Origin of the sequence: Promicromonospora sp. NPDC050262 (assembly GCF_040655935.1) — a bacterium.
GTDB lineage: Bacteria > Actinomycetota > Actinomycetes > Actinomycetales > Cellulomonadaceae > Promicromonospora.
This window is the reverse complement of the sequence record NZ_JBFAKX010000002.1, coordinates 221910-246431: the sequence shown is the minus strand read 5'-3', so window position 1 is coordinate 246431 and position 24522 is coordinate 221910. Positions and strand designations below refer to the sequence as shown.

Here is a 24522-nt window from a genome sequence, read left to right as displayed (position 1 = left end):
CCATGACCCGTGACCTCCCCGTGCTCGTCGTCGACGGAACGCGGTTCGGCGACCTCGACGGATTCGCCCGCGAGTTCTCCCGGCTGCTGAGCGGGTACACCTGGCGGGGAAACCTCGACGCCCTCAACGACGTGCTCCGGGGCGGGTACGGCACCCCGGAGCACGGCTGGACATTGCGGTGGGTCGGCTCGGAGACGTCGCGCGTAGCCCTCGGGCACTCGGAGACGGCCCGGCGGCTGGAGCGGATCCTGCCCGGCGTCGACCCGTCGAACCGCGCGGCCGTCACCGCGCGGCTCGACGAGGCGCGCCGCGGCGAGGGTCCGACGCTGTTCGACGAGATCGTCGCCATCATCCGTGAGCACGGACCCGGTGGCCGGGAGTCGGCGGACGGGATCCTGCTCGAGCTGGCCTGAGCCGGGTCAGCGCCGGAAGTCCAGGCTGCCGAGGAAGGTGTGCAGGTCCGTCCAGCCCTGCCCGGTGCCGTCGAACTCGACCACGAGGAACAGGTTCTCGCCCCGGCCGCTCTGGTGGAGGTAGATGTGGGCGCTGTAGAACTGGGGCTCACCGCCCATGGTCGCGACCGACGGCTGGACCTCGGCGTAGTCCGCGCCCGGCACGGAGATCATCTGGGACATCGGTGCCACGTCCGTCTGCGTCCACCAGTTCCCGCCCGCCCTGCCGCCCTGCACGTACACGCGCTCGTAGGACGGGTCCTCCTTCGTCGCCTCCTCGATCTCCTCCGGGGTGAGGTCGGGCGCCCCCGGCCACTGGTGGAGGTCCTCGGGATCCGCGCCTCCGTACACGTACGTCACCGTCTGGCCCGTCCACTCCACCCCGGGCGAGAACTGCCCCTCCGTCGCCTCGGAGGTCCACGACTCCGGCACGGCGAACGACAGGCCGTTGTGCTCCACCTGCTTCCAGCCCGCCGGGACCACGTGGTCGAGCGGTTCGAGCGTGGGGTGCTCGGAACCACCGACCGGCACGCCGCTCGGGTCCGGGTCGGCCTGGGCACCGTCCGTCGGTCCCGTCGACGAGGTCGGGCCGGCCGACGCCCGGTCGCTGCCCGGCAGCAGGTCCCCCCGGCTGACGCCGGCCGCACCGAGCACACCGAGACCCGCGCCGGCGAGCGCGAGCGCCGCGACGCAGGCTCCCACCGTCCTGGCCACCCGGCGGCGCCGCACGTTCCGCACGGCGGTCGCGACCATCAGCGTCGGGTCGAGGTCGTCCGGGGCCTCGATCATCGAGCCCGCCGCGCGGATGCCGGCCGCGAGCGCCGTGTCCTGGGCGGGGTGGGTGTCGTGCACGGTCATCATCGTTCTCCCCCGTTGGGCACCAGCACGGTGCGCAGGCGTCGTAGGGCGTGTGCGGCGGTGGACTTGACGGTGCCCCCGGAGATGCCGAGCTCGGCGGCCGTCTCCGCCACCGAGCGGTCCAGCATGAACCGGAGCACCACCACGCGGCGCTGCTTCACGGTGAGCTGCATCAGTGCCCGGACCAGGCGGTCGCGGTCCACCACCTCCCCCTCGAACACCAGCACGTCAGGGCTGCGCACGGTGCTCGCCGGATCGTCGGTCAGCACCTCGCGGCGGGTGCGGCGCCAGGTGTCGATGCGGGCCGTCGCCAGCACGCGGCGCGCGTAGGCGAACGGGTCGCCGTCGCCCACCTTCTTCCAGGCCTTGAAGGTGCGTTCGAGGGCGATCTGCACCAGGTCCTTCGCGCGGTGCTCGTCACCGCACAGCATGTAGGCGATCCGGTACAGCGCCGGGGTCTTGGCGTGGGCGAAGACCGTGAACTGCGCGACCGGGTCCGCACCGCTCCGGACGACCCGGACGTCCGTGGCGACCGTCCCGGGGACCGTGCCCACGGCGGACCCGCTCATCCGCTCCACCGTCCCCGGCAGGAGCGGTCAGGGACCGGTGTCGGTACTGCGTCGCGGCGTCGTGGACCCCGCATGGTTGGCGTCATGCACCATAGACGCAGGCCAGGTCAGGTGGGGTTCTGTGCAGTTCGAGAGACCGCGGACGGCCTGGCGTCCGGCCGGGCCGACCTGCCTCTCCAGGTGCCCGACTTCTCCACTTCACCCCCTCTGTGACACAACGTTTCGCCCGCCTCGGACGTGTGAGGTGACATGAGGAACAAAGCGGTGCACCCAGTCATCCTCGGTGGCGACGCCGGCGCCTACAGCCTCGCGCGCGCCTTCCACGAGGGCTACGGGGTCAGGTCGACCGTCGTGTCCATCCGCCCGACGCCGAACGTCGCGCACTCCGGCATCATCCGCAACGTCGTCGAACCGCGCCTCGACGACCCCGACGTCCTGGTCGAGCTGATCCGCCGGATCGCCGCCGCCGGACCGGGTCCGGTCATCGCGCTGACCTGCGTGGACTGGTACGTGCGGGCGCTCGCGGAGCACCGCGACCGGCTGGAGGACGTGGCGATCGTCCCCTACCCGTCGGTCGACCTGCTCGACCGGGTGATGGACAAGCAGCGGTTCTCCGAGCTGTGCCAGGAGATCGGGGTCCCGCACCCCCGCACGGAGGTGCGCGACGGCGGGGAGCCGGTCGGCGACCTCGACCTGCGCTACCCGCTGATCGCCAAGCCCGGCGACAACACTGCGTGGCACCGGGTGTCGTTCCGCGGCAAGGCGAAGGTGCACCTCGTACGGGACCGCGACGAGCTGGCCGCGCTGCTGACGGCGGCCGGGGACGCGGGCTACCGACGGCCCGTGATCATCCAGGAGTACGTGCCCGGCGACGACTCGCAGATGCGGATCATGACCACCTACTCCGATCTCACGGGCGAGGTGCGCATGGCGTGGGGCGGGCGGGTGCTGCTCGAGGAGCACACGCCCGGGACGCTGGGCAACCCCGCCGCGATCCTCACCGGGCCGCTCCCCCAGGTCGAGGCGGACGCCCGCCGGCTCGTGGAGCACCTGGGCTGGACGGGGTTCGCGAACTTCGACGTGAAGGTGGACCCGCGGACCGGCGTCGGGCACTTCTTCGAGCTGAACCCGCGCACGGGACGGTCCAACTACTACCTGACCGCGAGCGGCCTGAACCCCGCCGCCTACTGGATGGGCGACCACCTGACCGGGTTCTGGCCGCCCGCCGCCGAGCCGCTGGAGGTGCTGTACCGGATCGTCCCGGGCTTCCTGCTGGACCGGTACGTGCAGGACAAGCAGGTGCGCGCCGCCGTGCGCCGCGCCCGCGCCGTGCACCCGCTCAAGTACGGCCGGGACCGGTCGCCGCGACGCGACGCGTGGGTCCGCCTCGCCGAGCTGAACCAGGTACGCAAGTTCTCGCAGTACCACCCGGCGCCGGAGGCGGGCGAGGCGAACGGGAGCCCCGGGGAGCCCGTCCCGTCCGGGAAGCGGGACGTTGCCTGACGGCGCCGGTCCCGCCGGAACGCTGGTCGGCGTGCTGGGCGGGGTCGGGCCGCTCGCGACGGTCCTGTTCATGGAGCGCGTCGTCCGGCTGACCGACGCGGCGCGCGACCAGGACCACGTCGACATGGTGGTGCTGCAGCACGCGACCGTCCCGGACCGGACGGCGTTCGTGCTGGGGCGCTCCGCCGAGGATCCCGGTCCCGTGCTCGCCGCCGACGCGCGGCGGCTCGCCGCGGCCGGAGCCGAGTTCCTCGTGCTGCCGTGCAACACGGCGCACGTCTTCGCCGGTGCGGTCGCCGCGGCGACGTCGGCTCCGCTGCTGACCGCGGTGGACGCGGCGGTGTCCGCGGTGTGCGACGCCTGGACCGGTCGTCTCAGCGGGTCGCGGCCGGAGGCCGTGGGCCTGCTGGCGACCGAGGGGACGATCGAGTCGGGCGTCTACCTGGACGCCTTCAGCGCCCACGGCGTCAAGACCCTGGTGCCGGACGTCGCCGGCCAGGCGAGCGTGACCGCCCTGATCTACGACGGCGTCAAGGCGGGCCGCGGCGGCGACCTGACCGCGCTGGCGGGCGTGGTCGCCGACCTGCGGTCGCGCGGCGCCGGCGCGGTCGTGCTCGGGTGCACCGAGCTGTCGGTCGCGGCGGAGGCGACCCCGCCGGACCTCCTGCCCGGCGTCGTGCTCGTGGACGCCCTCGACGAGCTGGCCCGCGCGACGGTGCTGCGCGCGGGGCGCCGACTACGTCCGGCCGGCTAGCCGCCCGGACCGCCGCAGGACGACGGCCGGTCGGGGGTCCGGGGCGCCGTGCCGTCGCTGCCGGGCCGTTCCCGTGCGAGCCTGAAGACCTTCCTGCGCCCAGCACGACGCACGTGCGCGACACCTCCGGGGAGGAACGATGTGTGCGCAGCGGTCACCGGAAGCCGGACGCCGCGGGTGGCGCGGACCTGCCCTGGCGGCCGGGGCCGCGCTCGCGGCCCTCGCCCTCGGCCTGGCCGGGGGTGTGCTCGGCGCGCGGCTCGCGGCGGCCCCCGACCCCGCGGGCGCGTGCGACGTGGCCGAGGTGGCGCCGCGCGTGCTCCCGACGATCGTCACGATCAGCGCGACGGGCGCCGGGTCGGGAACCGGCAGCGGCGCGATCCTCACCGAGGACGGCGCCGTCGTCACCAACGACCACGTCATCACCCCGGCCGTCCCCGACGGCCGGATCGAGGTGATCCTGGCCGACGGCGAGCGCCTGCCGGCCGAGCTCGTGGGACGGGACCCGCAGACCGACCTCGCCGTGCTGAACGTCGAGCCCGGGCGCGCGCTGCCCACCATCGAGCTGGCCGGGTCGGACGACGTGGCCATCGGAGAGCCCGTGGTCGCGCTCGGTGCGCCGCTGGGGCTGTCCAGCACGGTGACGGCGGGCATCGTCAGCGCGACCGGCCGCTCGGTGACGGTTCCGACCGGCGAGGGCGGCACCACGGTCCTGACCGGGGCCATCCAGACGGACGCCTCGATCAACCCCGGCAACTCCGGCGGTGCGCTGGTCGACTGCGACGGGCGCCTGGTCGGGGTGAACACGGCGATCTCGACGGTGCCCGACAGCGCGGGGCAGCCGGTGGGCGGCAGCGTCGGGATCGGGTTCGCGGTTCCCGTGGGCACGGTCCGGGCGATCACGGACGAGCTGCTCGAGCACGGCCGGGTCGAGCACCCGTCCTTCGGGATGACCGTCTCCGCGCTCCCGCCGTCCGCCGCCGCGCGTCTCGGTGTGCCGCCGGGGCTCGTCGTCACCGGTCTGACGGACGGCGGCTCCGCGCAGGCCGCCGGTCTCCGGGTGGGCGACCTGATCACGAGCCTGGACGGCCAGGCCGCGCCGACCGACTCGACGCTCGCGCACGTCGTCGTCCACGCCGTCGACGGCGACGAGGTGGAGGTGGACGTCCTTCGGGACGGGCGGTCCCGCCAGGTGACGGTGACCCTGCGCTGAGTCGGTTCACCGTCGCGACACCGAGGCCTGCGGCGACGTCCGCAAGGTGGTCTACCGCGACCCGGAGGGCAACGAGATCGGCTTCGGCGGCGGCCCGGCGTCAGCCGGCGGCCCCGGGACCTCCCGTGCCGAAGGGTCCTGGCTCGCCCGCGGCGTGGTGGCGGCCAGCACCCGGTCGATGAGGTCGTCGAGCGCCGCGGTACCCACCGGCCTGCCCTCGAACGTGACGAGCACGAGCACCGCTCCGGTCAGGAGCGCGAGCGCGGGTTCGACGTCGCGCTGCGCGACGTGGGACTCGAGGACGGCGCGCAGGGCGCTGGTCCCCGTCTCGTACAGCCGGGTGCGCAGCCGGCCGACGACCTCGCTGCAGTTCGCCCGCTCGACGACGCCCGCCAGCAGACGGTCGAGGTGACCGTGCGTGAGGTCGTCGGCGAAGTCCGCCAGGCCGGCACGGAGGTCGGCCCGCAGGTCGCCGGTGGCCGCCGGATGGTCCGCCTCGTCGCAGATCTGCTCGATCGACGCGCTGATCAGGTCGAGCCGGGTGGGCCAGTGCGTGTAGACGGTCGCCTTGGAGTAGCCGGCGCGCCGGGCCACCGCGGCGTGCGTGACGGCGTCCCAGCCCTCGTCGAGCAGCAGCGCACTGGTCGCGGCGACCACGTCGCGCCGCGTGCGGGCGATGCGCGGGTCCAGTGCTGCGGTCTCGCTCGTCATGGCGCGATCCTACGAGTACTGGACCGCGTTGACACTGTTGAACACATCGTTCAATACTGACACACATGACCAACAAAGACGCCTCGCCCGCGGAGATCAAGGTCTTCCAGCTCCCCACGGGCTCCTACGAGACCCCGGCCGCCCTGGCCTTCCAGGGCGGCCGGTTCCGGGACCGCCGGCAGTTCGCCGCCACCGCCGTCCTGGTCCGGCACCCGCAGGGCGACGTCCTCGTCGACGCCGGGTTCGGCGCGCACGCCGAGGAGCACATCCAGATGCTGCCCGCGTTCCGGCGCTCGCCGCACCACCTCGGCGCGACGGCGAGCGAGCAGCTCGACGCCGCCGGCTACGACCGCAGCCGACTGCTCGGCGTGATCCTGACCCACTCGCACTGGGACCATGTCAGCGGGCTGGACTCCCTCGACGTGCCGGTCCTCGTGACCCCGGAGGAGCTGCGGTACGCGGCCGGCGGCCACGGCGACCGGGTGTTCGGTCGCGTCGTCGCGGGCCACGACGTGCGGCCGTACGCCTTCGACGGCCCGCCCCACCTGGGCTTCCCGGCCAGCCACGACCTGCACGGGGACGGCTCCGTCGTGATCGTGCCGGCGCCCGGCCACACCACGGGCTCGGTCGTCGTTCTCGTCACCGAGCGGCCGGACCGGCGGTTCGCCTTCGTCGGCGACCTCACCTGGCAGCTCGACGGGATCACGCACGGCGCGCAGCGCCCCCTCCTGATGCGCCTGCTCGCCGACAGCGACCCGGCGCGGGTCCGGCAGGACCTGGCCCGGGTGTCCGCGCTCCCGCCCGACGTGCGGATCGTGCCCGCCCACGACGCGCGGGGGTACGAGGGCATCCCGCTGCTGGGCGCATGAGGGCGACGCCCGGGCCGACCGCGGCCCAGCCCAGCCACGCCCGGATCCCGGGCTTTTTGCATCTCGGACCGATCGGACGTACGGTGGAGTTACTAGTCAGTCTACCTAGACGAGTACGAGAGGTATTCCCATGAAGTTCAGGACCTCCACGCGCCGCCTCGGCGCAGTCGTCGGTGTCGCCGTCAGCGCGGCGCTCGCCCTCGGCGTCGGCGCCGGCGCGGCCCAGGCCGACAGCGGCCACCGCCCCGACCGCGAGACGATCAGCAAGCCCACCGTCGTCCTCGTGCACGGCGCCTTCGCCGACGCGAGCGGCTTCGGGGGCGTGATCGACAGGCTGCAGCGCGACGGCTACCCCGTGATCGCCGTCGGCAACCCGCTGCGCGGGCTCGCGTCGGACGCCGCCTACGTGCGCAGCGTCGTCGACTCCATCGACGGCGACGTCGTCCTGGTCGGCCACTCCTACGGCGGCGGCGTCATCACCAACGCCGCCAGCGGCGCCGACAACGTCGACGCCCTGGTCTACATCGCGGCCTTCGCCCCCGACAAGGGCGAGACCGTCGGCCAGTTCAACGACCCCACCCAGTACCCCGGCAGCGAGCTCGAGCCCGAGTCGCTGGTGCTGCGCCCGTTCCCGGGCGGCGTCGACGCCACCATCGACCCCGCGGACTTCCGCGAGATCTTCGCCCAGGACCTGCCCCCGCAGCAGACCCGCCTCATGGCCGCGACCCAGCGCCCGGCCGATGTCGCCGTCCTGGAGGAGGAGTCCACCACGGAGCCGGCGTGGAAGACGATCCCCACCTGGTACCAGGTCTCGGCCCAGGACCACGCCCTGTCCCCCGTGGCACAGCGCTTCTTCGCCGAGCGCATGAACGCGCACACCACCACGATCGACGCCTCGCACGCCGGGTACGTCTCGCACCCGGCCGAGACGGCGAAGGTCATCGAGAGCGCGGCCCGCGCCACCCGCTGACCCCTCCGCGCCGGGCGCTCAGGTCACCGACCTGGGCGCCCGGCACGCTGATCACCCCGCCCGGCGGGAGCGCAGCCGGCCCACGACCGTCCACGCGATCATGCGCGCCATCCGCAGCGGCCCGTAGCGGACGCCGGACGCGAACGGCGCCTCACCGCGGAGCGTGGCCTCCGCCCCGCCGTCGACGAAGAGGACCTGCCCGGTGACGAACGCGGCGTCCGGCGTCAGGAGCCAGGCGATCGCCGCGGCGACCGGCTCGACCGGACCGGGCATCCCGAGGGGCTGCGGCAGGGCGTCCTGGAGCACCCGCACGCTCGCGGCGTCGGCGAGCAGGGTGCGGCGCGCCGTCCCGGTCTCGACGATGCCCGGGGCGACGGCGTTGAGAGGGATGCGCGCGCCCGCCCACTCCTCGGTGACGGCGGTACGGCGCAGCCACCGGTTCAGGGCGATCTTGGTGGACCGGTAGATCACGCCCCCACGACCGCGCGCGACCATCCGGTCCGCGACGGCCAGCGCGCGGGCCTCGTCACCGGCGAGACAGGCGTCCACCAGGTCGTCCTCGCCGGCGGAGAGCGACGAGGCCGAGCTGACGACGACGGCACGGGGTGCGCTCCGGCACGCCAGGTCGCCGCGCAGGGCGGCGAGCAGACCGACGGTGCCGAAGTAGTTGAGGCCGACCGCGATGCGCTCGTCGGCGCTCCCCGCGACGAGCGCGACGCCGTCGATCCCAGACGGGGCCAGCTCCCGGACCCGTGCGACGGCGGCGCCGCGCCCGTCCGCGGTGGTCAGGTCCGCACGGACGTCGACGGCCTCGGTGACGCCGCACCGCAGGACCCGCGCGCCCTCCCGTTCGAGCCGGTCGGCGACGGCGGCGCCGATCCCGGAGTCGGCGCCGGTCACCACGTAGGTCCGGCCGGTGTGCTGCGACATGGGCACCTCCTCGATCGACACTTTGATGCACTAGTGCATTTCTACACTAGTGCACTCATTCGCCGCTAGGCTGGGCGCATGAGCAAGGAGACCGGGATCCGGGAGCGCAAGCGGGCCGAGACACGGCGCGCGATCGTCGCCGCGGCCACGGCGCTGTTCCTCGACCGAGGCATCGCCGCGACGTCGATCGAGGACATCGCGGCCGGCGCCGGCGTCGCACGCCGCACGTTCTTCCTCCACTTCCCCTCGAAGGAGGACGTGCTGTTCCACTACCTGGAGGCCCACGTCCGGCGGGCCGTCCTGACGCTGGACGACCTGCCGGCGGGCGCGGACGCGGCGCAGGGTGTCCGCGCGGTGATGACGGCGTTCGTCGACCTCTTCGAGGACCCGCGTGCCGGCACCGACGCACTCGCGGACCTGCGGACCGAGCTCGTCACCGCCTCGCGCGGCCTGCCGGCGTCCCTCGTGGTGCGCCTGCAGCGGGCGCAGACCGACCTGGTCGGCGCCTTGCGCGAGAGGTTCCCGGACCGTGCCGGGTGGCCGCTGATGTCGGCGCACCTCGGCGCCTGCATGGGCGGCGCGACGGCGGCGGCGGTCGCCGTCGAGCGGCCCGAGGACCGGGCCGCCGCCATCCGCGAGGCCGTGGACCGCGCGAGCGCGGGTTTCGTGGCCTGACCGCACCGGCCACGGGGGACGTTACGCTCCAGGCGACGAGCTCCCGGTGACGAAAGGATGCCCATGCCCGCAACTGCCGACCTCTACGACGAACTCGGCGAGACGGTCCAGTCCGTGCCCGTCCAGTTCCAGCTCCACGGCGGCGTCGCCCGGTTCGAGGGGCCCGTGCGCACCGTGCGGTGCTTCGAGGACAACGCGCTGCTGAAGTCGGTCGTCTCGACGCCGGGCGACGGCGCCGTCCTGGTCGTGGACGGCGGCGGATCGCTGGAGCGTGCCCTGATGGGCGACATGATCGCGCAGATCGCCGCCGACAACGGCTGGGCGGGCGTGGTCATCCACGGTGCGGTCCGCGACCGCGTGGCCCTGGCCGAGATCCCGATCGGCATCAAGGCCCTGGGCACCAACCCGCGCAAGAGCACCAAGACCGGCGCGGGCGAGGCGGACGTCGAGGTCGCCTTCGGCGGGGTCACGTTCCGGCCCGGGGCGCGGCTCTGGAGCGACGAGGACGGCATCCTCGTCGAGCGCTGAGCGCCCGGCCCGGCGACGCGCGTCAGGCACCCGCCGGCGTCCAGCCGAGCAGGGGTCCGAGGCGCGTCGCCAGGTCGGTGAGGATCTGCACGTAGTCCGGCTCGTCGAAGGTGAACGGCAGCGCGAACGCCACCTCGTCCACGGCCTGGAACCCGGCGTGCGCGCTCAGCCGCTCGGCGAGCTGCTCGGCCGGCCCCACGAGGTCGGGCGCGAAGAGCATGCGCCGCGGCCCCGCCGGCACGGGCGCCGCGGTGCGCGGCAGGCGTGCCGCCGCGTACGCCTCGTACCGGGCGACCTGCTCCGGGGTGGCGCCGTCCGTGGGGATCACCACCAGGCCCTGGGAGACGCGGGCCGCCTGCCCGGCCGGGTGGGCGGCCCGGAACAGCTCGATCTGCTCGCGCTGGAGCGCCGCGAAGTCCGGGTGCTCCGCGTCCCCGGCGTCCAGCACCGAGGAGGTCAGGAGGTTCATGCCCGCCGACCCGGCCCACGCCGCCGACGACGCCGAGGCCGCGCCGTACCAGACGCGCTCCCGCAGGCCCGGCGAGAAGGGCTGGATCCGCGTGGAGTACGTCTCGATGCCCTCGGTCCCCTCGAAGGTGGAGACCGCGCCGCCCGCCAGGTTGTGCAGCAGCCGCTCCACGCGCGCCTTGGAGAAGTCCTCGTGCTGCCACGTGGTCGGGTAGAGGTGGTCGCGCAGGTGGTCCCAGTGAATCGGCGGGCCCACGCTCACCCCGGGGTTGAGCCGGCCGCCGGACAGCACGTCCACCGTGGCGAGGTCCTCCGCCAGCCGGAACGGGTTCTCCAGGCCCAGCGGGGTCACGGCGGTGCCCAGCTCGATCCGGCCGGTGCGCTGCGTGGCGGCGGCCAGCACCGCCACCGGGGACGAGATGCCGTGCTGCAGGTGCCGGTGGCGCAGCCACGCGCTGTCGAGGCCGAGCTGCTCGCCGAGCTCGATCAGCCGCAGGGTGGCCTCGTGCCCGGCGCGCGGGTGGTCCGGGTCGAACAGGCCGATGGTCAGGAAGCCGAGCTTGCGCAGGGGTCGCGTCACGGGGTCAGTGAACCACGCGCACGTCAGCGGATCCGGTCACTCCTCGCTCCGTCACTCCTCGCTGCGTCACTCCTTGACCGACCCCGCCGTCAGGCCCTCGACGATCCAGCGGCTCGCCAGGGCGAACAGCAGCATGGTCGGCAGCACGGTGAGCACCGCGGCGGCCGACATCGGGCCCCAGGCGATGTTGAACGTCGAGATGAACCCGTTGAGCGCGGCCGGGACGGTCTTGTTGGCGTCGGAGTTCATCAGCACGACGGACAGGAACAGCTCGTTCCAGCAGTTCACGAAGTTGAAGATGAACGCGGCGGCGATCCCGGGGGCCATGACGGGCACGAGCACGCGGAACAGCGCGCCCAGGCGCGAGCACCCGTCGATCATGGCCGCCTCCTCCAGCGCGTCGGGCATGTTCTCGAAGAACCCGCGCAGCATCACGGTGGAGAACGGGATGCACATGGCCACGTAGACGAGGCCGAGCCCGGGCTTGGTGTCGACCAGGCCCAGGTCGGCGAGCATCGCGTACAACGGTCCGAGCGCGATGAACGCCGGGATCATCTGCGTGAGCAGGAACGCGCCGAGCACGGCGCCCTTGCCCCGGAACTCGAACCGGGCCAGCACGTAGGCGCTCAGCAGGGCGATGAGCGTCGCGGTGGCCCCGGCCACGAGCGCGACCACCAGCGAGTTGCCGAGGAACGTGCCGAAGGCCGACGTGGCGAACAGGTCGGTGTAGTTGGCGGTCGACGGCTCCGACGGCCAGTACTCCAGCGGCCACCGGTTGATCGAGCCGGGCGACTTGAACGACGTCACGACCACCCAGTAGAGCGGGAAGAGCGTGATGACCAGCCACAGCGTGAGCCCGGTGACACGGACGACGCCGCCCGTGGTCACCCGCGAGGAACCTTCTCGGAGCATCGTCATCGCTGGTTCACCCGCCGCATCGCCGTCAGGTAGAAGGCGCAGAACACGAACAGGACGACCATGACGGCCAGCCCGATCGCGCTGGCCAGGCCGTAGCTGCCCTGCTGCGTGTACTCGATCATCCAGGTGGTGACGATGTGGGTGCGGCCCGCGGGCCCGCCGCCCGTCATCGCGTAGATGATCTCGGGAGAGTTGAACGTCCAGATCGCGCGCAGCAGCACGGTCAGCGCGAGCGTCGTCCAGATGTACGGGATCACGATGGAGAAGAGCCGGCGCACGGTGCCCGCCCCGTCGATGGCGGCGGCCTCCAGCACCTCGTCGGGCACCGACTGGAGGGCCGCGAGGATCATGATCGCGAAGAACGTCACCCCGTACCAGACGTTGGCGATGATGACGGCGACCATGGCGAGCTTCGGGTCGGCGAGCCACGGCAGGGGCGCGTCGATGGCGCCCGCCTTCATCAGCAGGTTGTTCACCACGCCGAACTCGGCGTTGAACATCCAGCGGAACAGCATGCCGACCAGGAAGCCGGACACCGCCCACGGGTAGAAGATCAGCGCCTGGTAGAGCCCACGGAAGCGGAACCGCCGCCACAGCCCCAGGGCCACGAGGAACCCGATCACGAGCTGCGGCACGATCGAGCCCACGACCCAGACGACCGTGTTGCCGGCGACCACGGGGAAGACCGGGTCGGCGAGGATCGTGGCGAAGTTCGCCAGCCCCACCCAGGGCGTCGAGGTGAGGTCCCACAGGTTCCAGTCGCGGAACGCCATGTGGGCGCCCTGGAGCATCGGGAAGTACGTGAACCAGCAGACGAAGACGATGGCGGGCGCGAGGAACCCGAGGATCGTCAGCGCGTGCCGGCCCCGGAAGGTCCGGCGGCGCCGGGGCTCGCGCGGAGCCCCGGCCCGCGCCGGGCGGAGGGCGGTCGCTGTCACGTCACTGCTCCGCGGCGTACTTCTCGGTCCAGAACGCGTCCCACGCGTCCAGCAGCTCGCTCGTCGTCATGCTGCCGAGCAGGACCGCCTGCACGTCCTGGTCCGCCTTCTGCTCCCACTCGGTCCACCAGCTCACGCCGCGCGGCTGCACCACGTTGACGTACGTGTCCGGGTCCTCGGTCATGGCGACGTAGCTCGCCCACGGCCCCTCGGCGTAGAACGGGTCCTCCCCCGCGCCGTCGATGATCGGCACCAGGCTGTTCTCCTGGGCGAACCGGGTCGCGGGCTCCGCCCCCGAGAGGAACTCGACGAGGTCGGTCGCCTCCGCCTGGTGCTCGCTGGCCTCGGCCACGCCCCAGCCCGCCGTGGCGAGCGGCTGCGCCGCCTTGCCCGTGGGGCCGGTCAGCAGCGGGGCCGTGGACCACTGGTCCTGCGTGATCGTCGTCGACTGCGACACGGTGGCGATGACCTCCGGGTCCTGCAGCAGGAACGCCGTCGAACCGTTGGTGAAGCCCTCCACCATCTCGGGGTAGCCCCACGAGACGGCCGACGGCGGCGCCGCCTCCTCGAACAGGGAGAAGTAGGTGTCGACGGCGTCCTGCGCCTCGGGCGCCGAGAAGATGGTCGACCCGTCCGCGAGCAGGTAGGCGTTCTCCACGTCGAGGTCGTCGATCGTGTACGCCTCCACGGCGGCCACCACGTTGCTGAACCCGTTCTGGCCGCCGCGGAACGCGTAGCCGTAGGTGTTCTGCCCCGGGTCCTGGATCGCGGAAGCCTGCTCCAGCAGCTCCGCCCACGACGCCGGCGGGCCGTCGAAGCCCGCGTCCTCGACGAGGTCGGTGCGGTAGAAGAGCGACAGCCCGTAGAAGCCGTACGGCACGTAGTAGCGGGCGCCGTCCTCCGCCGTGACGGCCTGCGCGTTGTCGGTGAGGTCGTCCCAGCCCGCCCACGCCGTGGCGTCGTCCGACAGGTCGTGGAGCCAGCCGTTGTTGCTGAACGCGCCCACGGTGCTGTCCCGCACCTCCAGGACGTCGACCCCCTTGCCGGACTGCAGCATCTGCTGCAGCTTCTGGTCGGCCTGGTCGGTGGGCGGGGACACGAGGTCGACGGTGACCCCGGGGTTCTCCGCCTCGAACTCGTCCAGCAGCTCGCGGATCAGCGTCGTGCGGGCCGGGTTGGTCAGGCTCTCGACCATCTGCAGGCGGACGGTGCCGTCGCCCGCGGACCCTCCTCCGGTGCACGCGGTGAGGGCGAGGAGGCCGGTGGCGGCCAGGCTCGCGGTGAGGGCAGTTCGGGTGCGGTTCACGTGCGCACCTCTCCTTCTTCTGTTCGGGATGTGGTTCGCGTGCCGAGGGGCACGCGTCAGTCGCGGCGGCGTTCGTCGGCGAACGCCAGGATCTGGGGCACCGCGCGCTCGACGAACGCGTCGAAGTCGCGCTGCTCCGTGTACAGGTGCACCGAGAGGCGCAGGTAGCCCACGCCGCCGATGCTCGTGAAGGCAGACTCGACGCCGGCCAGGTCGAGCAGGCGCAGGCGCAGCTCGTCGGCGTCCGTACGGTCCCGGCCGAGCCCGTCGGGCAGCCGGAGCAGGCGCATGGAGACCACGGGCATGCCCACGTCGGTGGCCACCGGGGCGTCCACGTGGGGCTGCAGGGCCGCGCCGATGACGGCGGCGCCGTGGTCGGCGAGCGCCGTCATGGTCTCGCGCGCCCGCGCCCAGCCGTGCTCGCGCTCGACGAACTCGATGGCGCGGCCGGAGGCGAGGTAGCTGGTCGCGTCGAGGGTGCCCTGCGAGTCGAACCGCCCCGGGTAGGGCTCCTCGGCGCCCCACGAGTCGATGAGCGGCCACAGGTCGTCGCGGTCGGCGGCCCGGGTCACGAGCAGGGCCGAGCCCCGAGGTGCACAGGGCCACTTGTGCAGGTTGCCGAACCACCAGTCGCCCCCGGCGACGGCCGCGGCGTCGGCGACGAGGCCCGGGGCGTGCGCGCCGTCGACCAGCACGCGGGCGCCGCGCTCGTGGGCGAGCCCGGTGATCCGGGCGGTCGGGAGCAGGCGGGCGGTGGGCGAGGTGATCTGGTCGACGACGACGAGGCGCACCGCGTCGGTGAGCTCCGCCCGGAAGCGTTCGACGACCTCGTCCGCGCTCGCCGCGAGCGGGATCGTGACCGTGCGGACCCGGGCGCCGAACCGGCGGGCGAGTCGCAGGGCGCCCATGGTGACGGCGCCGTACCCGTGGTCGGTCACGAGGATCTCGTCGCCGGGCTCCAGCCGCAGGGAGTTGAGCACCACCGTCGCGGCCGCCGAGGCGTTGGGCACGAACGCCGTGTCCTCGGCGCGGGCGCCGACGAAGGGCGCGACCTCGTGGCGGGCCGCGGCGACGAGCTCCGCGACCCGCGGGAACCAGCCGACGGGGCTCAGGTCCGCCTGGCGGCGCAGCTCGTCCTGGTGGCGCAGCACCTCGGTGGGCACCGCGCCGAACGAGCCGTGGTTGAGGTGCACCACCGCGTCGTCCAGCGGCCATGCCTCGCGCGCCGGACGGCCGGACGCGAGCCGGACGGGCGCCGTGGCCGGCGCCGTGTGTGTCTGGTCCATCAACACCTCTCTCGGGATTTGTCGGACAACCATGGCAGGCCGGACCCGACCGCACCAGAGTTTCCCGCCAGATGACACAGATCTGTAGGACAGGTTTTACGGGCGCGAAATGTCCGCCCCGCCGCCGGGAACCTGCGATCCTGGAGGGATGCACGAGGTGAGCGCAGTCGAGACGGCCCTGCACGGGCTGCGGACCCTGATCGCCGACGGCTCGCTCCAGCCCGGCGACCGGATGCCGAGCGAGGGCGAGCTGAGCGAGCGGCTCGGCGTCTCGCGCGGGTCGATCCGCGAGGCGATCCGCACCCTCTCGGCCCTGGGCGTCGTCGAGACGCGCCGGGGTGCGGGCACCTACGTGGGCGAGCTGCGCGCCGCCGACATGATCCAGACGCTCTCGCTCACGGTCGGCCTGCTCCCGCTGGAGTCGATCCTGGAGCTGTACGAGCTGCGCCGGGTGCTGGAGGCGCACGCGGTCGCCCTGTCGGCCGCCCGCTGCGACGACGCGACGCTCGCCCGTCTGGGCGGCCTGCTCGACCGGCTGGAGGCCAGCGAGGACGTGGACGAGCAGTCGGCGCTCGACCACGAGTTCCACATGGGCATCGTGCGGCTGTGCGGCAACGATTCGCTCGGCGCGCTGGTGTCGGTGCTGCGGTCCCGCTCGCGCGCCTACCCGGTGCTCACCCCGGAGACCAAGCGGGTCTCCGACGCGGGGCACCGCGCGATCCTGCGGGCGCTGACGGCGCGCGACCCCGTGGCCGCATCGGTGGCGGCCGCCGCCCACGTGACGCAGAGCGAGGTGTGGCTCCGCGAGGTCCGGCCGGCGCCGGAGGCCGTGAGCCAGGCGCCGGAGGCCGTGAGCTGAGTACTGCCAGTACCTCCCTCGTGCGCGCGGACGGACGTACCGTCGACCAGGTCAGCCCCGCGCAGCGAGAGAAGAGACATCCCATGCACGCCCTCCCCCAGCCGGTGACCACCAAGAACCCGCCCGAACAGTTCACGGGCGACGTCTGGCTCGACCTGCTGGTCACACCGCAGGACGGCGACCAGCGCACGATCGTGGGCCGGGTCCGGTTCGCGCCCGGCGCCCGCACCGCGTGGCATGCCCACGCCCGCGGCCAGTTCCTGCACGTCCTGGACGGCGTGGCGCTCATGGGCGCCCGGGACGGCACCGTCATCGAGGCCCGTCCCGGGCAGACCCTCTACTGCCCGCCCGGCGAGGACCACTGGCACGGTGCCGCGCCCAACAGCTTCATGGAGCACCTCGCGATCTCCGAGGGGGCGGACGACCCCGCGCCGAGCACGATCTGGCGCGAGCACGTCACGGACGCGCAGTACGGGTCGCGCTGAGCGGCGGGTCACCGACGCCGTCGTGCCAGGCGGAACCCGCCCCCGGAGCCGCTACTTGGTCGAGGCGGGGTCCTCGTCGCCGATGTGTCCCGGGGCGTTGGCGGCCAGGACCCGCTGGACGAACGCGCAGTACTCCCCCATGTAGTGCCGCAGGAAGGTCGCCGTGGTCTCGTTGACCACGGCGCCGTCCGGGCCGAAGTCGGCGGCGTCGAAGGTGATGTACGCCTCGGGCGCGTTGAGCTGCGGCGCGTCGAGGAAGCTCAGCACGCTGCGCATCGACGACTGCATGACGGCCGTGCCGATGCCGCCCGGCGAGGCGCCGATGATGCCGCTGGGCTTGCGGGCGAAGGAGTTCTGGCCCCAGGGCCGCGAGCCCCAGTCGATGGCGTTCTTCAGCGCGCCGGGGATCGAGCGGTTGTACTCCGGGGAGACGAACAGCAGGCCGTCCGAGGCCTCGATCGCGGCCTTGAACGCCCGGCCCTCCGGCGGGAAGTCGGCGTCGAAGTCCCAGCTGTACAGCGGTAGGTCACCGATGGGGATCTCGGTGAACGCGAGGTCGTCGGGCGCCGAGGCGATCAGCGCCCTCGACAGCGTGCGGTTGATCGATCCCTTGGCGAGGCTGCCGACGAGGTAGCCGATCTGGTAGGTCATGACGCCTCCCTGCGTCAGTCGGTCGTCGACGCTCGCCGCCGGCGTGCCGGCACCCTCCGGTGCCGCCACTGTCCACTGTGCGCTCGCGCGCCCAGCCCCGCGAGTTCACCCGCGCGCCCAGCCGTCGCGCGCGGCGGGCGCGGCTACCTGCTGTCGCGCTTGCCCTGCCGGCGCGCGCCCTGCGCCCGGGTCGAGGCGTCCCGCTTCTTGCCGCCCGTCGTCTTCTGATGGCTCCGGGCCCGCCCGGGCCCGACCTTCGTGCCGCCCGGCCGGTCCGCCGACCCCGGTCCGGACGACTTGCCCGCCCGGGCCTGGGCGAGCCGTTCGTCCTTCAGGGCCTCAGCCTGCACGTGCGCGACGTGCGCCAGCCGCCCGCTGACGACCGACAGCGCCTCCTCGAACGCGGCGGCCCGCCAGCGCGACTTGCCGCCCTTGGGCGCGGCCTTGCCGCGTGCGCCGAGCTCCTCGACGTTCCGGGCCGCCTTGCGGCGGTAGTTCTTGACGTGCTTGTTGCGCGCCCGCCGCACGCGGCGGTGCAGGTCCAGCAGGTCGTCCTCGTCGAGCGCCTTCAACCGCTTGGGTTCGAGCTCACGGACAAGGTCGAGCTCGTCGTCCTTGAGCACCCACAGGTAGTCGTCCATCGCTGACCGTCCTCCGCGCCGAGTCCTGGGCACCCCCACTTTCGCAGGTTCGCCGCGCGGCGGCGCGTCAGGTCTTCAGGATCTCCCCGTCGCTCTCCAGGACGATCGGCACGCCGGAGGTCTTCCAGCGCAGCGGGACCACCTCGACCGGGGTGTCGCACACGTTCAGGATCGCCCGCGGGGTGCGCCCCAGCCGGGCGACGCGTCCCAGCCCGCGGTGGTGCCGCGCGACCATCAGGACGTCGGCGTCCGCCGCGGCCTCCACGAGCACCTCGTCCGGGCGGCCCGGCACCACCGACGTCTCCACGGCGACGCCCGGGTAGACGACTGCCCAGTCCCGCACGACCGTCTCCAGCAGCCGGGTGGCGGCCGTCACCGACTCACCGGCGTAGGAGTTCGCGAGACCGAGGTCGGTGGCCAGGTCGGGCACCTCGACGGCGTGCACCACCCGCACGGTGGCGTGCCGGCAGGACGCCACGGAGAGCGCCCGGGTCAGCAGCTCGCCGGCGCTGGTGAACGTCTTGATCCCCACGACGAGGCGGTTGTGCCCGCCGTCGTGCCAGCCCGCGGGCACGACCGCCACGGGGACCGGTGCCCGCGCGGTGACCTCGGCGGTCGTCGCCCGGGCGACCAGGCGTTCGCCCCCGTGCCGCGTCTCGCGGCCCAGCACCAGGAGGCCGCCGGCGGCGGCCGCGGCGACGAGCTGCGCCACGCGCGGCCCGAGGGCGAGCACCGGCTCGATCTCCAGGTCCGGTGCGAGGGAACGCGCCGCCTCCGCCTCCCGGGTGACCGTCCCGCGGCCCGCCCGTTCGAGGTAGGTGATGTCGCCCGCCTCGGCCGGCCAGAGTCCGCTCTCGGGCAGCGGTGCCGGGACCACGTGGACCATCCGCACCCCGCTGCGCCGGATCCGGGCCTCGTTGATCGCGTACCGGACGGCACCGGTGCTGCGGCGGCTCCCGTCCACGGCGACGACGACCGGAGCGGGCCGCTGGCCGGCGGTCATGGTCACGCCTCGCCCAGTCGGCTCTGCGGGTGAGGGTAAGGGCGCTGGAACGGGCGCTGGTACGTGGACCGGGCCACCGGCCTGGTGGGCCGCCGGACGGCGATCTCGGCGGCCAGGGCCTCGCCCCACGCGTGCGCTCGGTCAAGCTCGCCGTCCACGAGGGGGCCGGTGAAGTCGGTGACCCGGAAGCTCATGGGCGAGGCGACGAGGGGGAAGCCCAGCCGGTCCAGCCGGCGGCTCGCCGCGCGTGCGGCGGAGCCGGTCAGCCGCGAGGTCGCCCGGGTGTCGAACGTCGTCGCCACCGTCGGCGTGGTCACCCCCGGCAGCGCCCCGAGCCACTCGCGGATGCCACGGTCGCGCGAGATGACGGACGCCGACCGCCCGGCCGCGTCCCGCCGGGTCGAGGGCCAGGACATGCTGAAGGCGTGGGTGGGCCCGCCCACGATCAGCATCGTGACGTCGGCCGGCACGGTGGCGGGTGCCGCACTCACCTCGACGACGTCGGCATGCATGGACGCCTCGATCCCGTCCGCGATCGCCCGCGCGATCGCCGCGGTGTTGCCGAACATGGACTCATAGACCACCAGTGCGCGCATCGTGGCCACCTCTCTCCGGTTCTGCCTCCACGCTCGTCCCCGGGCAGGCAGGGCGTCAGGGCCGTCCGGCCCACGTCCGCGGGACCTTTGGCCCGTGCCCCGCGCCCGCCGGGCCGCGAAGACTGAGGCGATGGACGTCGTCGACTCGCGGGTGGAGCGGATCCTGCGGGCCGCCGCGAGCGCCCCGAGCGTCTACAACACCCAGCCGTGGCAGGTGGAGGTCACGGGCCGCACCGTGGTTCTCCGGGCGGACCCGGCGCGGCAGCTGCACCACTGCGACCCGGACGGCCGGGAGATGCTGATCAGCTGCGGGGCGTTCCTGTTCAACGCCCGGGCGGCGGCGCGGCGGGAGTCGCTGAGCCCCGCCGTCCGCGTGCTGCCCGAGCGGGACGACCCGCTGCTGGTGGCCACGATGCGGCTCGACCCGGGACCGGCCCCGAACACGGACGAGCTGGAGCTGGCCGTGGCGATCGCGCGGCGCAGGACGTCGCGGGTCCCGTTCGACGACCAGCCGCTGTTCACGGACGTGCTGATGGACATCCGGCAGTCCGCCCGGGACGAGGGTGCGGACCTGCGCCCGATCCAGCCCTCGGAGCCGGCGCGTGCGGAGGTGATGGGCCTGGTCCGCCGGGCCGAGGCCCTCGCCGCCGAGGACCCCGCCGCGAGGGGCGAGGAGCTGGCGTGGACGGCCACGGACGCGGACCGCGCCGACGGCATCCCGGCGGAGCTCCTGGGACCGGCGGCCGTCGACGACGGCGCGCCGGTCCGGCGGTTCCTCGCCAGCCGGGGCAGCGCCCAGTTCGAGCAGCACTCGACGATGGCCCTGCTCTCCACGCCCGGCGACTCGCCCCGCGACTGGGTCGCCGCGGGGCAGGCGCTGGAGCGCGTGCTGCTGGTCGCGATCACCTACTTCGTCCACGCGTCGTTCGCGACCACCGTGCTGGAGAACCCGACGACGCGGCACGACCTGCGCCGGGTGCTGTCGCTCGACGAGGCGCCGCAGATACTGATGCGGCTCGGCTACAGCTCGCTGTCCCGGCACACGCCGCGCCGGGCGGAGGAGGAGATCACGCGGGGAGCCGCGCACGGGCTCAGGAGCGGATGAACTCCAGCAGGTCGGCGTTGATCACCTCGGCGTGCGTCGTCGGCATGCCGTGCGGGAAGCCCGGGTAGGTCTTCAGTGTGCCGTTCGGCAGCAGCTCGGCCGACATCGGGCCCGCGTTGGCGTACGGGACGATCTGGTCGTCGTCGCCGTGCATGACCAGCACCGGGACGGTGATCTTGCGCAGGTCCTCGGTGAAGTCGGTCTCCGAGAACGCCGCGATGCCGTCGTAGTGCGCCTTGGCGCCGCCCTGCATGCCCTGCCGCCACCAGTTGCGCACCAGCGGCTCGCGCGTCTCGACGCCGGGCCGGTTGAACCCGTAGAACGGGCCGGCGGGCAGCGCCGTGTAGAACTCGGAGCGGCTGGCCGCGAGCTGGGCCCGCAGGTCGTCGAACACGCTCAGCGGCAGGCCACCCGGGTTGGCGTCGGTCTGCACCATCAGCGGCGGCACGGCGGCGATGATCGCGGCCTTGGCCACGCGCGACTCGCCGTGCCGGGCGATGTAGTGGACCACCTCGCCGCCGCCCGTCGAGTGCCCCACGTGCACGGCGTCGTGCAGGTCGAGGTGGGCGGTCAGCGCGGCCAGGTCGTCGGCGTAGTGGTCCATGTCGTGGCCGTCGGCCACCTGTGTGGACCGGCCGTGCCCGCGTCGGTCGTGGGCGATCACGCGATAGCCCTGGTGCAGGAAGAACAGCAGCTGCGTGTCCCAGTCGTCCGCGGACAGGGGCCAGCCGTGGCTGAAGACGATGGGCTGCCCGGTCCCCCAGTCCTTGTAGTAGATCTCGACGCCGTCATCAGTGACAATTTTCGGCACGTTTCCGTCTCCGTTCGCCGTCCGGGGGAGCCAGCCTCGGCGAGGCGGGCTCCGCGGGGGCCGCCGCGGCCCCGCCCCCAGCCAGCATCCGCCGCCCGGGCCGAGGCCGCAGTCCAGGATCGGCCCCGCGGGTGACTTACCCGGGTGATAAACGCGTCGTCCCTGGTCCCGGCCGTCAGTCCTGGATGAGCGCGATGACGTTGCCCGCCGGGTCGGTGATCCAGCCGATCGTCGGACCCTGGGCGGGATCGGTGCTGCGGGCCACGCCCCGTTCGTCCTGGTCGAACCCGGGGTATCGCAGCAGGCTCACCCCGGCGGCCTCCAGCTCCGTGACCGCCTTGTCGATGTCCGGCACCACGAGGTTCAGCACGGTGTACGACGCCGGTGCGTGGTCCTTGCCCTTGGGGTAGACGAACACCGACGACCCCTCGGTCAGGTCGATCTGGAGGCCGCCCATGTCGTTGGTCCGGGCGGGCAGGCCGAGGGTGTCGCGGTAGAAGCGGAGGGCGGCGTCGACGTCGTCCACCGAGAAGCCGCTGAAGCTGCGGAGCGTGGTGACCATGGTGAGTTCCTTTCCTCGGTTCGGTCCTACGGCAGACGCCGGGGCGCCGCGGAACTCATCGGCGAGCTGGCCCGACGCCACGGTTTCAGCAACTGCTAAATTCATGCCGTGGACACCCAGCCCCTCTACGCGATCAAGGCGGAGCTCTTCAAGAGCCTCGCCCATCCGGTACGCATCCAGGTGCTGGAGGTGCTCGCGGCAGACCCCGACCTGACCGCACCCGTCTCCCGCCTGCTGACCGTCACGCGGTCCGAGCCGTCCGCGCTCTCCCAGCACCTGGCCGTGCTCAAGCGCGCGGGGGTCGTCGAGGCGGCCCGCTCGGGCAACGCCGTGTGGTACCGGCTCACCGAGCCGCTGGTGGCCGAGCTCCTGGTGGTCGCGCGCGCCTTCCTGCTGCACCGGCTGGCCGGCCGGGACACCGACGCGGACCGGCTCGCCGCCGCCCGGAGCCTGCCGGCCCTGCCCGGCGCGAGCGCCCGCGCCGTGCTGGAGGCAGCCCTGGCGCGGACCGGGCCGGGCGGACCCGGACCCGACGGCACGGCGGCGGTCGGGGCGGCGCGGTGACGACCGTCCGCAACGCCCTGGCCACCCTCGACGTGCGCGACCTGCTCCCCCGGCGTGACGACTACGACCTGCGACCCCGGTCGCTCGGCGCCGACCTCCTGGCGGGGCTCACGGTGGGGGTCGTCGCGCTGCCGCTGGCGCTCGCGTTCGGCGTCAGCTCGGGCACGGGGCCCGCGGCAGGCCTGGTGACCGCCGTGGTGGCGGGCGTCGTCGCGGCCGTGCTCGGCGGCTCCCGCTTCCAGGTCTCGGGCCCCACAGGGGCGATGGCCGTGGTGCTGGCGCCGATCGTCGCCGAGCACGGGCTCGCCTCGGTCGCCCTGGTCACCGTGCTCGGCGGAGCGATCGTCCTGCTCGCGGGCGTGCTGCGGCTGGGCCGGCTCGTCACCTTCATCCCCTGGCCGGTGGTCGAGGGGTTCACGCTCGGGATCGCGGCGATCATCTTCCTCCAGCAGGTCCCCGCTGCTCTCGGGCAGGAGGCCGCAGCCGGGAGGAACCCGCTGACCGCTGCGATCGGGGCGAGCGGGGCCACGGCCGAGGCGCTCGGGAGGCTCGCCCTGGACGCGACCACGCTGTGGGCGCTGGCGGTGGTGCTGCTGGTCGCAGCCGTCCTGGTGCTCCTGCCGCGTCTGCACACCGCGATCCCGGCCTCGCTCGTGGCGGTCGCGCTCGCCACCGTGCTGGCCGAGGTGGCCGGCGCACCGGTGGCCCGCATCGGCGCCCTGCCCCACGCGCTCCCCGCCCCGGCGCTGCCCGGGACCGGCGCCGCGGCGGTCTGCGACCTGGCGGGCGCGGCGGTCGCGGTCGCGGCACTGGCCGCGATCGAGTCGCTGCTGTCCGCCCGGGTGGCGGCCACCATGGCCCCCGGCTCGGTGTACCACCCGGACCGCGAGCTCGTGGGACAGGGCCTGGCCTCGCTGGCATCGGGACTGTTCGGCGGGATGCCCGCGACCGGCGCCATCGCACGGACCGCGGTCAACGTGCGCTCCGGGGCACGCACCCGCCTGGCCGCCGTCGTCCACGCCCTCGTGATCCTCGCCGTCATCTACCTCGCCACCGGACCCGTGAGCCACATCCCCCTGGCCGCGCTCGCCGGCGTGCTCATGGTCACCGCCTTCCGGATGATCGGCGCCTCCACCATCCGGTCGGTGCTCACCTCCACCCGGCCCGACTCCGTCACCTTCGTGGTCACGGCGGTGATCACCGTCGCGTTCGACCTGATCGAGGCCGTGCAGATCGGGCTGGTGGTGGCCGCGTTCTTCGCCCTGCGCCGGCTGGCACGCGCCTCGGCCGTGCACCGGGAGCCGCTGCCCGGGGCCGCGCACGAGGGCGACGAGCGCATCGCGCTGTTCCGCCTGGACGGCGCCATGTTCTTCGGGGCCGCCGACCGGATCCTCGGCGAGGTCACCGACGCCTCGGTCCGGGACGACGTGCTGGTGGTGGTCCTTCGCCTGTCCCAGATCGACATGGTCGACGCCACCGGCGCGCGCGCCCTGGCCGACCTGGTCACCGCCCTGGAGCAGCGCGGCGTCACGGTGCTGGTCAAGGGAGTTCAGCCACGGCACCGCAGGCTCATGGCCGCCGTCGGCGTGCTGGACGGGCTCCGGCACGAGAACCACGTGTTCGCCTCCCTGGACGACGCCGTGGACCACGCCCGCTCGCACGTCCGGCGCGCCGCGCGGGGCGTCGACGTGCCGCAGCTCGACGGGCGGCGCTGAGC

28 protein-coding genes are annotated in these 24522 nt (G+C 73.6%); 13 read left to right on the top strand and 15 right to left on the bottom strand.

Annotated features, from left to right (window positions below; translation table 11 throughout):
- The first annotated feature begins 2 nt into the window (after positions 1-2).
- On the top strand, positions 3-413 hold the full coding sequence (locus AB0I29_RS04540; protein WP_357478528.1) for a barstar family protein: 411 nt from the start codon (positions 3-5) through the stop codon (positions 411-413).
- A 6-nt stretch (positions 414-419) separates the two neighbouring features.
- Here AB0I29_RS04540 and AB0I29_RS04535 read toward each other — a convergent pair whose 3' ends face one another.
- Together AB0I29_RS04535 and AB0I29_RS04530 are read right to left on the bottom strand one after the other, a co-directional pair.
- A complete protein-coding gene (locus tag AB0I29_RS04535; RefSeq protein ID WP_357478526.1) occupies positions 420-1310 on the bottom strand; it encodes a hypothetical protein in 891 nt (296 codons plus the stop codon).
- A complete protein-coding gene (locus AB0I29_RS04530; protein WP_285102169.1) occupies positions 1310-1879 on the bottom strand; it encodes a SigE family RNA polymerase sigma factor in 570 nt (189 codons plus the stop codon). The genes AB0I29_RS04535 and AB0I29_RS04530 overlap by 1 nt, the downstream gene beginning before the upstream one ends.
- A gap of 264 nt (positions 1880-2143) precedes the next feature.
- On the opposite strand from AB0I29_RS04530, the gene AB0I29_RS04525 reads away from it, so the two are divergent.
- The 3 genes from AB0I29_RS04525 to AB0I29_RS04515 all read left to right on the top strand — a co-directional run bounded on the left by AB0I29_RS04525 (position 2144) and on the right by AB0I29_RS04515 (position 5349).
- Positions 2144-3382, top strand: a complete 1239-nt coding sequence (locus AB0I29_RS04525) for a carboxylate--amine ligase (RefSeq protein WP_357478523.1) — start codon at positions 2144-2146, stop codon at positions 3380-3382.
- On the top strand, positions 3375-4136 hold the full coding sequence (locus AB0I29_RS04520) for an amino acid racemase (protein ID WP_357478520.1): 762 nt from the start codon (positions 3375-3377) through the stop codon (positions 4134-4136). Before AB0I29_RS04525 ends, AB0I29_RS04520 begins: the two co-directional genes overlap by 8 nt.
- A 139-nt stretch (positions 4137-4275) precedes the next feature.
- Positions 4276-5349 (top strand): trypsin-like peptidase domain-containing protein, encoded by a 1074-nt coding sequence (locus tag AB0I29_RS04515; protein WP_357478517.1) that lies wholly within the window; start codon positions 4276-4278, stop codon positions 5347-5349.
- A gap of 51 nt (positions 5350-5400) precedes the next feature.
- On the opposite strand, the gene AB0I29_RS04510 is transcribed toward AB0I29_RS04515, so the two are convergent.
- On the bottom strand, positions 5401-6060 hold the full coding sequence (locus tag AB0I29_RS04510) for a TetR/AcrR family transcriptional regulator (protein ID WP_357478514.1): 660 nt from the start codon (positions 6058-6060) through the stop codon (positions 5401-5403).
- A gap of 65 nt (positions 6061-6125) precedes the next feature.
- Between AB0I29_RS04510 and AB0I29_RS04505 the strand changes: the two genes are divergently transcribed.
- Together AB0I29_RS04505 and AB0I29_RS04500 are read left to right on the top strand one after the other, a co-directional pair.
- Positions 6126-6929 carry an MBL fold metallo-hydrolase gene (locus AB0I29_RS04505; RefSeq protein ID WP_357478512.1) on the top strand — a complete coding sequence of 268 codons (804 nt, stop codon included), beginning with the start codon at positions 6126-6128 and terminating at the stop codon, positions 6927-6929.
- Positions 6930-7059: 130 nt separating this feature from the next.
- Positions 7060-7899 carry an alpha/beta hydrolase gene (locus AB0I29_RS04500; protein ID WP_285102175.1) on the top strand — a complete coding sequence of 280 codons (840 nt, stop codon included), beginning with the start codon at positions 7060-7062 and terminating at the stop codon, positions 7897-7899.
- Between the two features lie 51 nt (positions 7900-7950).
- Here the strand turns inward: AB0I29_RS04500 and AB0I29_RS04495 are convergent, their stop codons facing one another.
- Complete coding sequence (locus AB0I29_RS04495; protein WP_357478509.1) at positions 7951-8829, bottom strand: SDR family oxidoreductase; 879 nt, start codon at positions 8827-8829, stop codon at positions 7951-7953.
- Positions 8830-8907: 78 nt separating this feature from the next.
- On the opposite strand from AB0I29_RS04495, the gene AB0I29_RS04490 reads away from it, so the two are divergent.
- A complete protein-coding gene (locus AB0I29_RS04490; protein WP_357478506.1) occupies positions 8908-9504 on the top strand; it encodes a helix-turn-helix domain-containing protein in 597 nt (198 codons plus the stop codon).
- 57 nt (positions 9505-9561) lie between these two features.
- Positions 9562-10032, top strand: a complete 471-nt coding sequence (gene rraA, locus AB0I29_RS04485; RefSeq protein ID WP_285102178.1) for a ribonuclease E activity regulator RraA — start codon at positions 9562-9564, stop codon at positions 10030-10032.
- 22 nt (positions 10033-10054) lie between these two features.
- Here rraA and AB0I29_RS04480 read toward each other — a convergent pair whose 3' ends face one another.
- The 5 genes from AB0I29_RS04480 to AB0I29_RS04460 all read right to left on the bottom strand — a co-directional run bounded on the left by AB0I29_RS04480 (position 10055) and on the right by AB0I29_RS04460 (position 15528).
- On the bottom strand, positions 10055-11080 hold the full coding sequence (locus AB0I29_RS04480; RefSeq protein ID WP_357478502.1) for an LLM class flavin-dependent oxidoreductase: 1026 nt from the start codon (positions 11078-11080) through the stop codon (positions 10055-10057).
- Between the two features lie 66 nt (positions 11081-11146).
- A complete protein-coding gene (locus AB0I29_RS04475; protein ID WP_285102180.1) occupies positions 11147-11998 on the bottom strand; it encodes a carbohydrate ABC transporter permease in 852 nt (283 codons plus the stop codon).
- Positions 11995-12936: a sugar ABC transporter permease gene (locus AB0I29_RS04470; RefSeq protein ID WP_357478498.1), complete on the bottom strand. Its 942-nt coding sequence runs from the start codon at positions 12934-12936 to the stop codon at positions 11995-11997. The genes AB0I29_RS04475 and AB0I29_RS04470 overlap by 4 nt, the downstream gene beginning before the upstream one ends.
- A 1-nt stretch (position 12937) precedes the next feature.
- Positions 12938-14242 carry a sugar ABC transporter substrate-binding protein gene (locus tag AB0I29_RS04465; RefSeq protein WP_357478495.1) on the bottom strand — a complete coding sequence of 435 codons (1305 nt, stop codon included), beginning with the start codon at positions 14240-14242 and terminating at the stop codon, positions 12938-12940.
- A 56-nt stretch (positions 14243-14298) separates the two neighbouring features.
- Positions 14299-15528 (bottom strand): aminotransferase class V-fold PLP-dependent enzyme, encoded by a 1230-nt coding sequence (locus tag AB0I29_RS04460; protein WP_357478492.1) that lies wholly within the window; start codon positions 15526-15528, stop codon positions 14299-14301.
- 148 nt (positions 15529-15676) lie between these two features.
- Here AB0I29_RS04460 and AB0I29_RS04455 point away from each other — a divergent pair, with 148 nt between their 5' ends.
- Both AB0I29_RS04455 and AB0I29_RS04450 read left to right on the top strand, forming a co-directional pair.
- Positions 15677-16387 carry an FCD domain-containing protein gene (locus AB0I29_RS04455; RefSeq protein WP_285102184.1) on the top strand — a complete coding sequence of 237 codons (711 nt, stop codon included), beginning with the start codon at positions 15677-15679 and terminating at the stop codon, positions 16385-16387.
- Between the two features lie 83 nt (positions 16388-16470).
- Entirely contained in the window at positions 16471-16872 is a 402-nt protein-coding gene (locus tag AB0I29_RS04450) for a cupin domain-containing protein (RefSeq protein ID WP_357478488.1), read from the top strand.
- Between the two features lie 51 nt (positions 16873-16923).
- On the opposite strand, the gene AB0I29_RS04445 is transcribed toward AB0I29_RS04450, so the two are convergent.
- The 4 genes from AB0I29_RS04445 to AB0I29_RS04430 form a co-directional block, all read right to left on the bottom strand.
- Complete coding sequence (locus tag AB0I29_RS04445) at positions 16924-17523, bottom strand: NADPH-dependent FMN reductase (protein ID WP_285102186.1); 600 nt, start codon at positions 17521-17523, stop codon at positions 16924-16926.
- 143 nt (positions 17524-17666) lie between these two features.
- Complete coding sequence (locus AB0I29_RS04440) at positions 17667-18164, bottom strand: hypothetical protein (protein ID WP_357478484.1); 498 nt, start codon at positions 18162-18164, stop codon at positions 17667-17669.
- 67 nt (positions 18165-18231) lie between these two features.
- Positions 18232-19167: a universal stress protein gene (locus tag AB0I29_RS04435; RefSeq protein WP_357478481.1), complete on the bottom strand. Its 936-nt coding sequence runs from the start codon at positions 19165-19167 to the stop codon at positions 18232-18234.
- A gap of 2 nt (positions 19168-19169) precedes the next feature.
- Positions 19170-19763 carry a flavodoxin/nitric oxide synthase gene (locus AB0I29_RS04430; RefSeq protein WP_285102189.1) on the bottom strand — a complete coding sequence of 198 codons (594 nt, stop codon included), beginning with the start codon at positions 19761-19763 and terminating at the stop codon, positions 19170-19172.
- 130 nt (positions 19764-19893) lie between these two features.
- Between AB0I29_RS04430 and AB0I29_RS04425 the strand changes: the two genes are divergently transcribed.
- Positions 19894-20868, top strand: a complete 975-nt coding sequence (locus AB0I29_RS04425) for a hypothetical protein (RefSeq protein WP_357478477.1) — start codon at positions 19894-19896, stop codon at positions 20866-20868.
- Here AB0I29_RS04425 and AB0I29_RS04420 read toward each other — a convergent pair.
- Together AB0I29_RS04420 and AB0I29_RS04415 are read right to left on the bottom strand one after the other, a co-directional pair.
- Entirely contained in the window at positions 20855-21679 is an 825-nt protein-coding gene (locus tag AB0I29_RS04420) for an alpha/beta hydrolase (protein ID WP_357478474.1), read from the bottom strand. The two genes, AB0I29_RS04425 and AB0I29_RS04420, sit on opposite strands and share 14 nt — an antisense overlap.
- A 175-nt stretch (positions 21680-21854) precedes the next feature.
- Positions 21855-22241 (bottom strand): VOC family protein, encoded by a 387-nt coding sequence (locus AB0I29_RS04415; protein ID WP_357478471.1) that lies wholly within the window; start codon positions 22239-22241, stop codon positions 21855-21857.
- 108 nt (positions 22242-22349) lie between these two features.
- On the opposite strand from AB0I29_RS04415, the gene AB0I29_RS04410 reads away from it, so the two are divergent.
- Together AB0I29_RS04410 and AB0I29_RS04405 are read left to right on the top strand one after the other, a co-directional pair.
- On the top strand, positions 22350-22805 hold the full coding sequence (locus AB0I29_RS04410) for a metalloregulator ArsR/SmtB family transcription factor (RefSeq protein WP_357478468.1): 456 nt from the start codon (positions 22350-22352) through the stop codon (positions 22803-22805).
- Complete coding sequence (locus tag AB0I29_RS04405) at positions 22802-24520, top strand: SulP family inorganic anion transporter (RefSeq protein WP_357478465.1); 1719 nt, start codon at positions 22802-22804, stop codon at positions 24518-24520. Before AB0I29_RS04410 ends, AB0I29_RS04405 begins: the two co-directional genes overlap by 4 nt.
- Positions 24521-24522 lie beyond the last annotated feature (2 nt).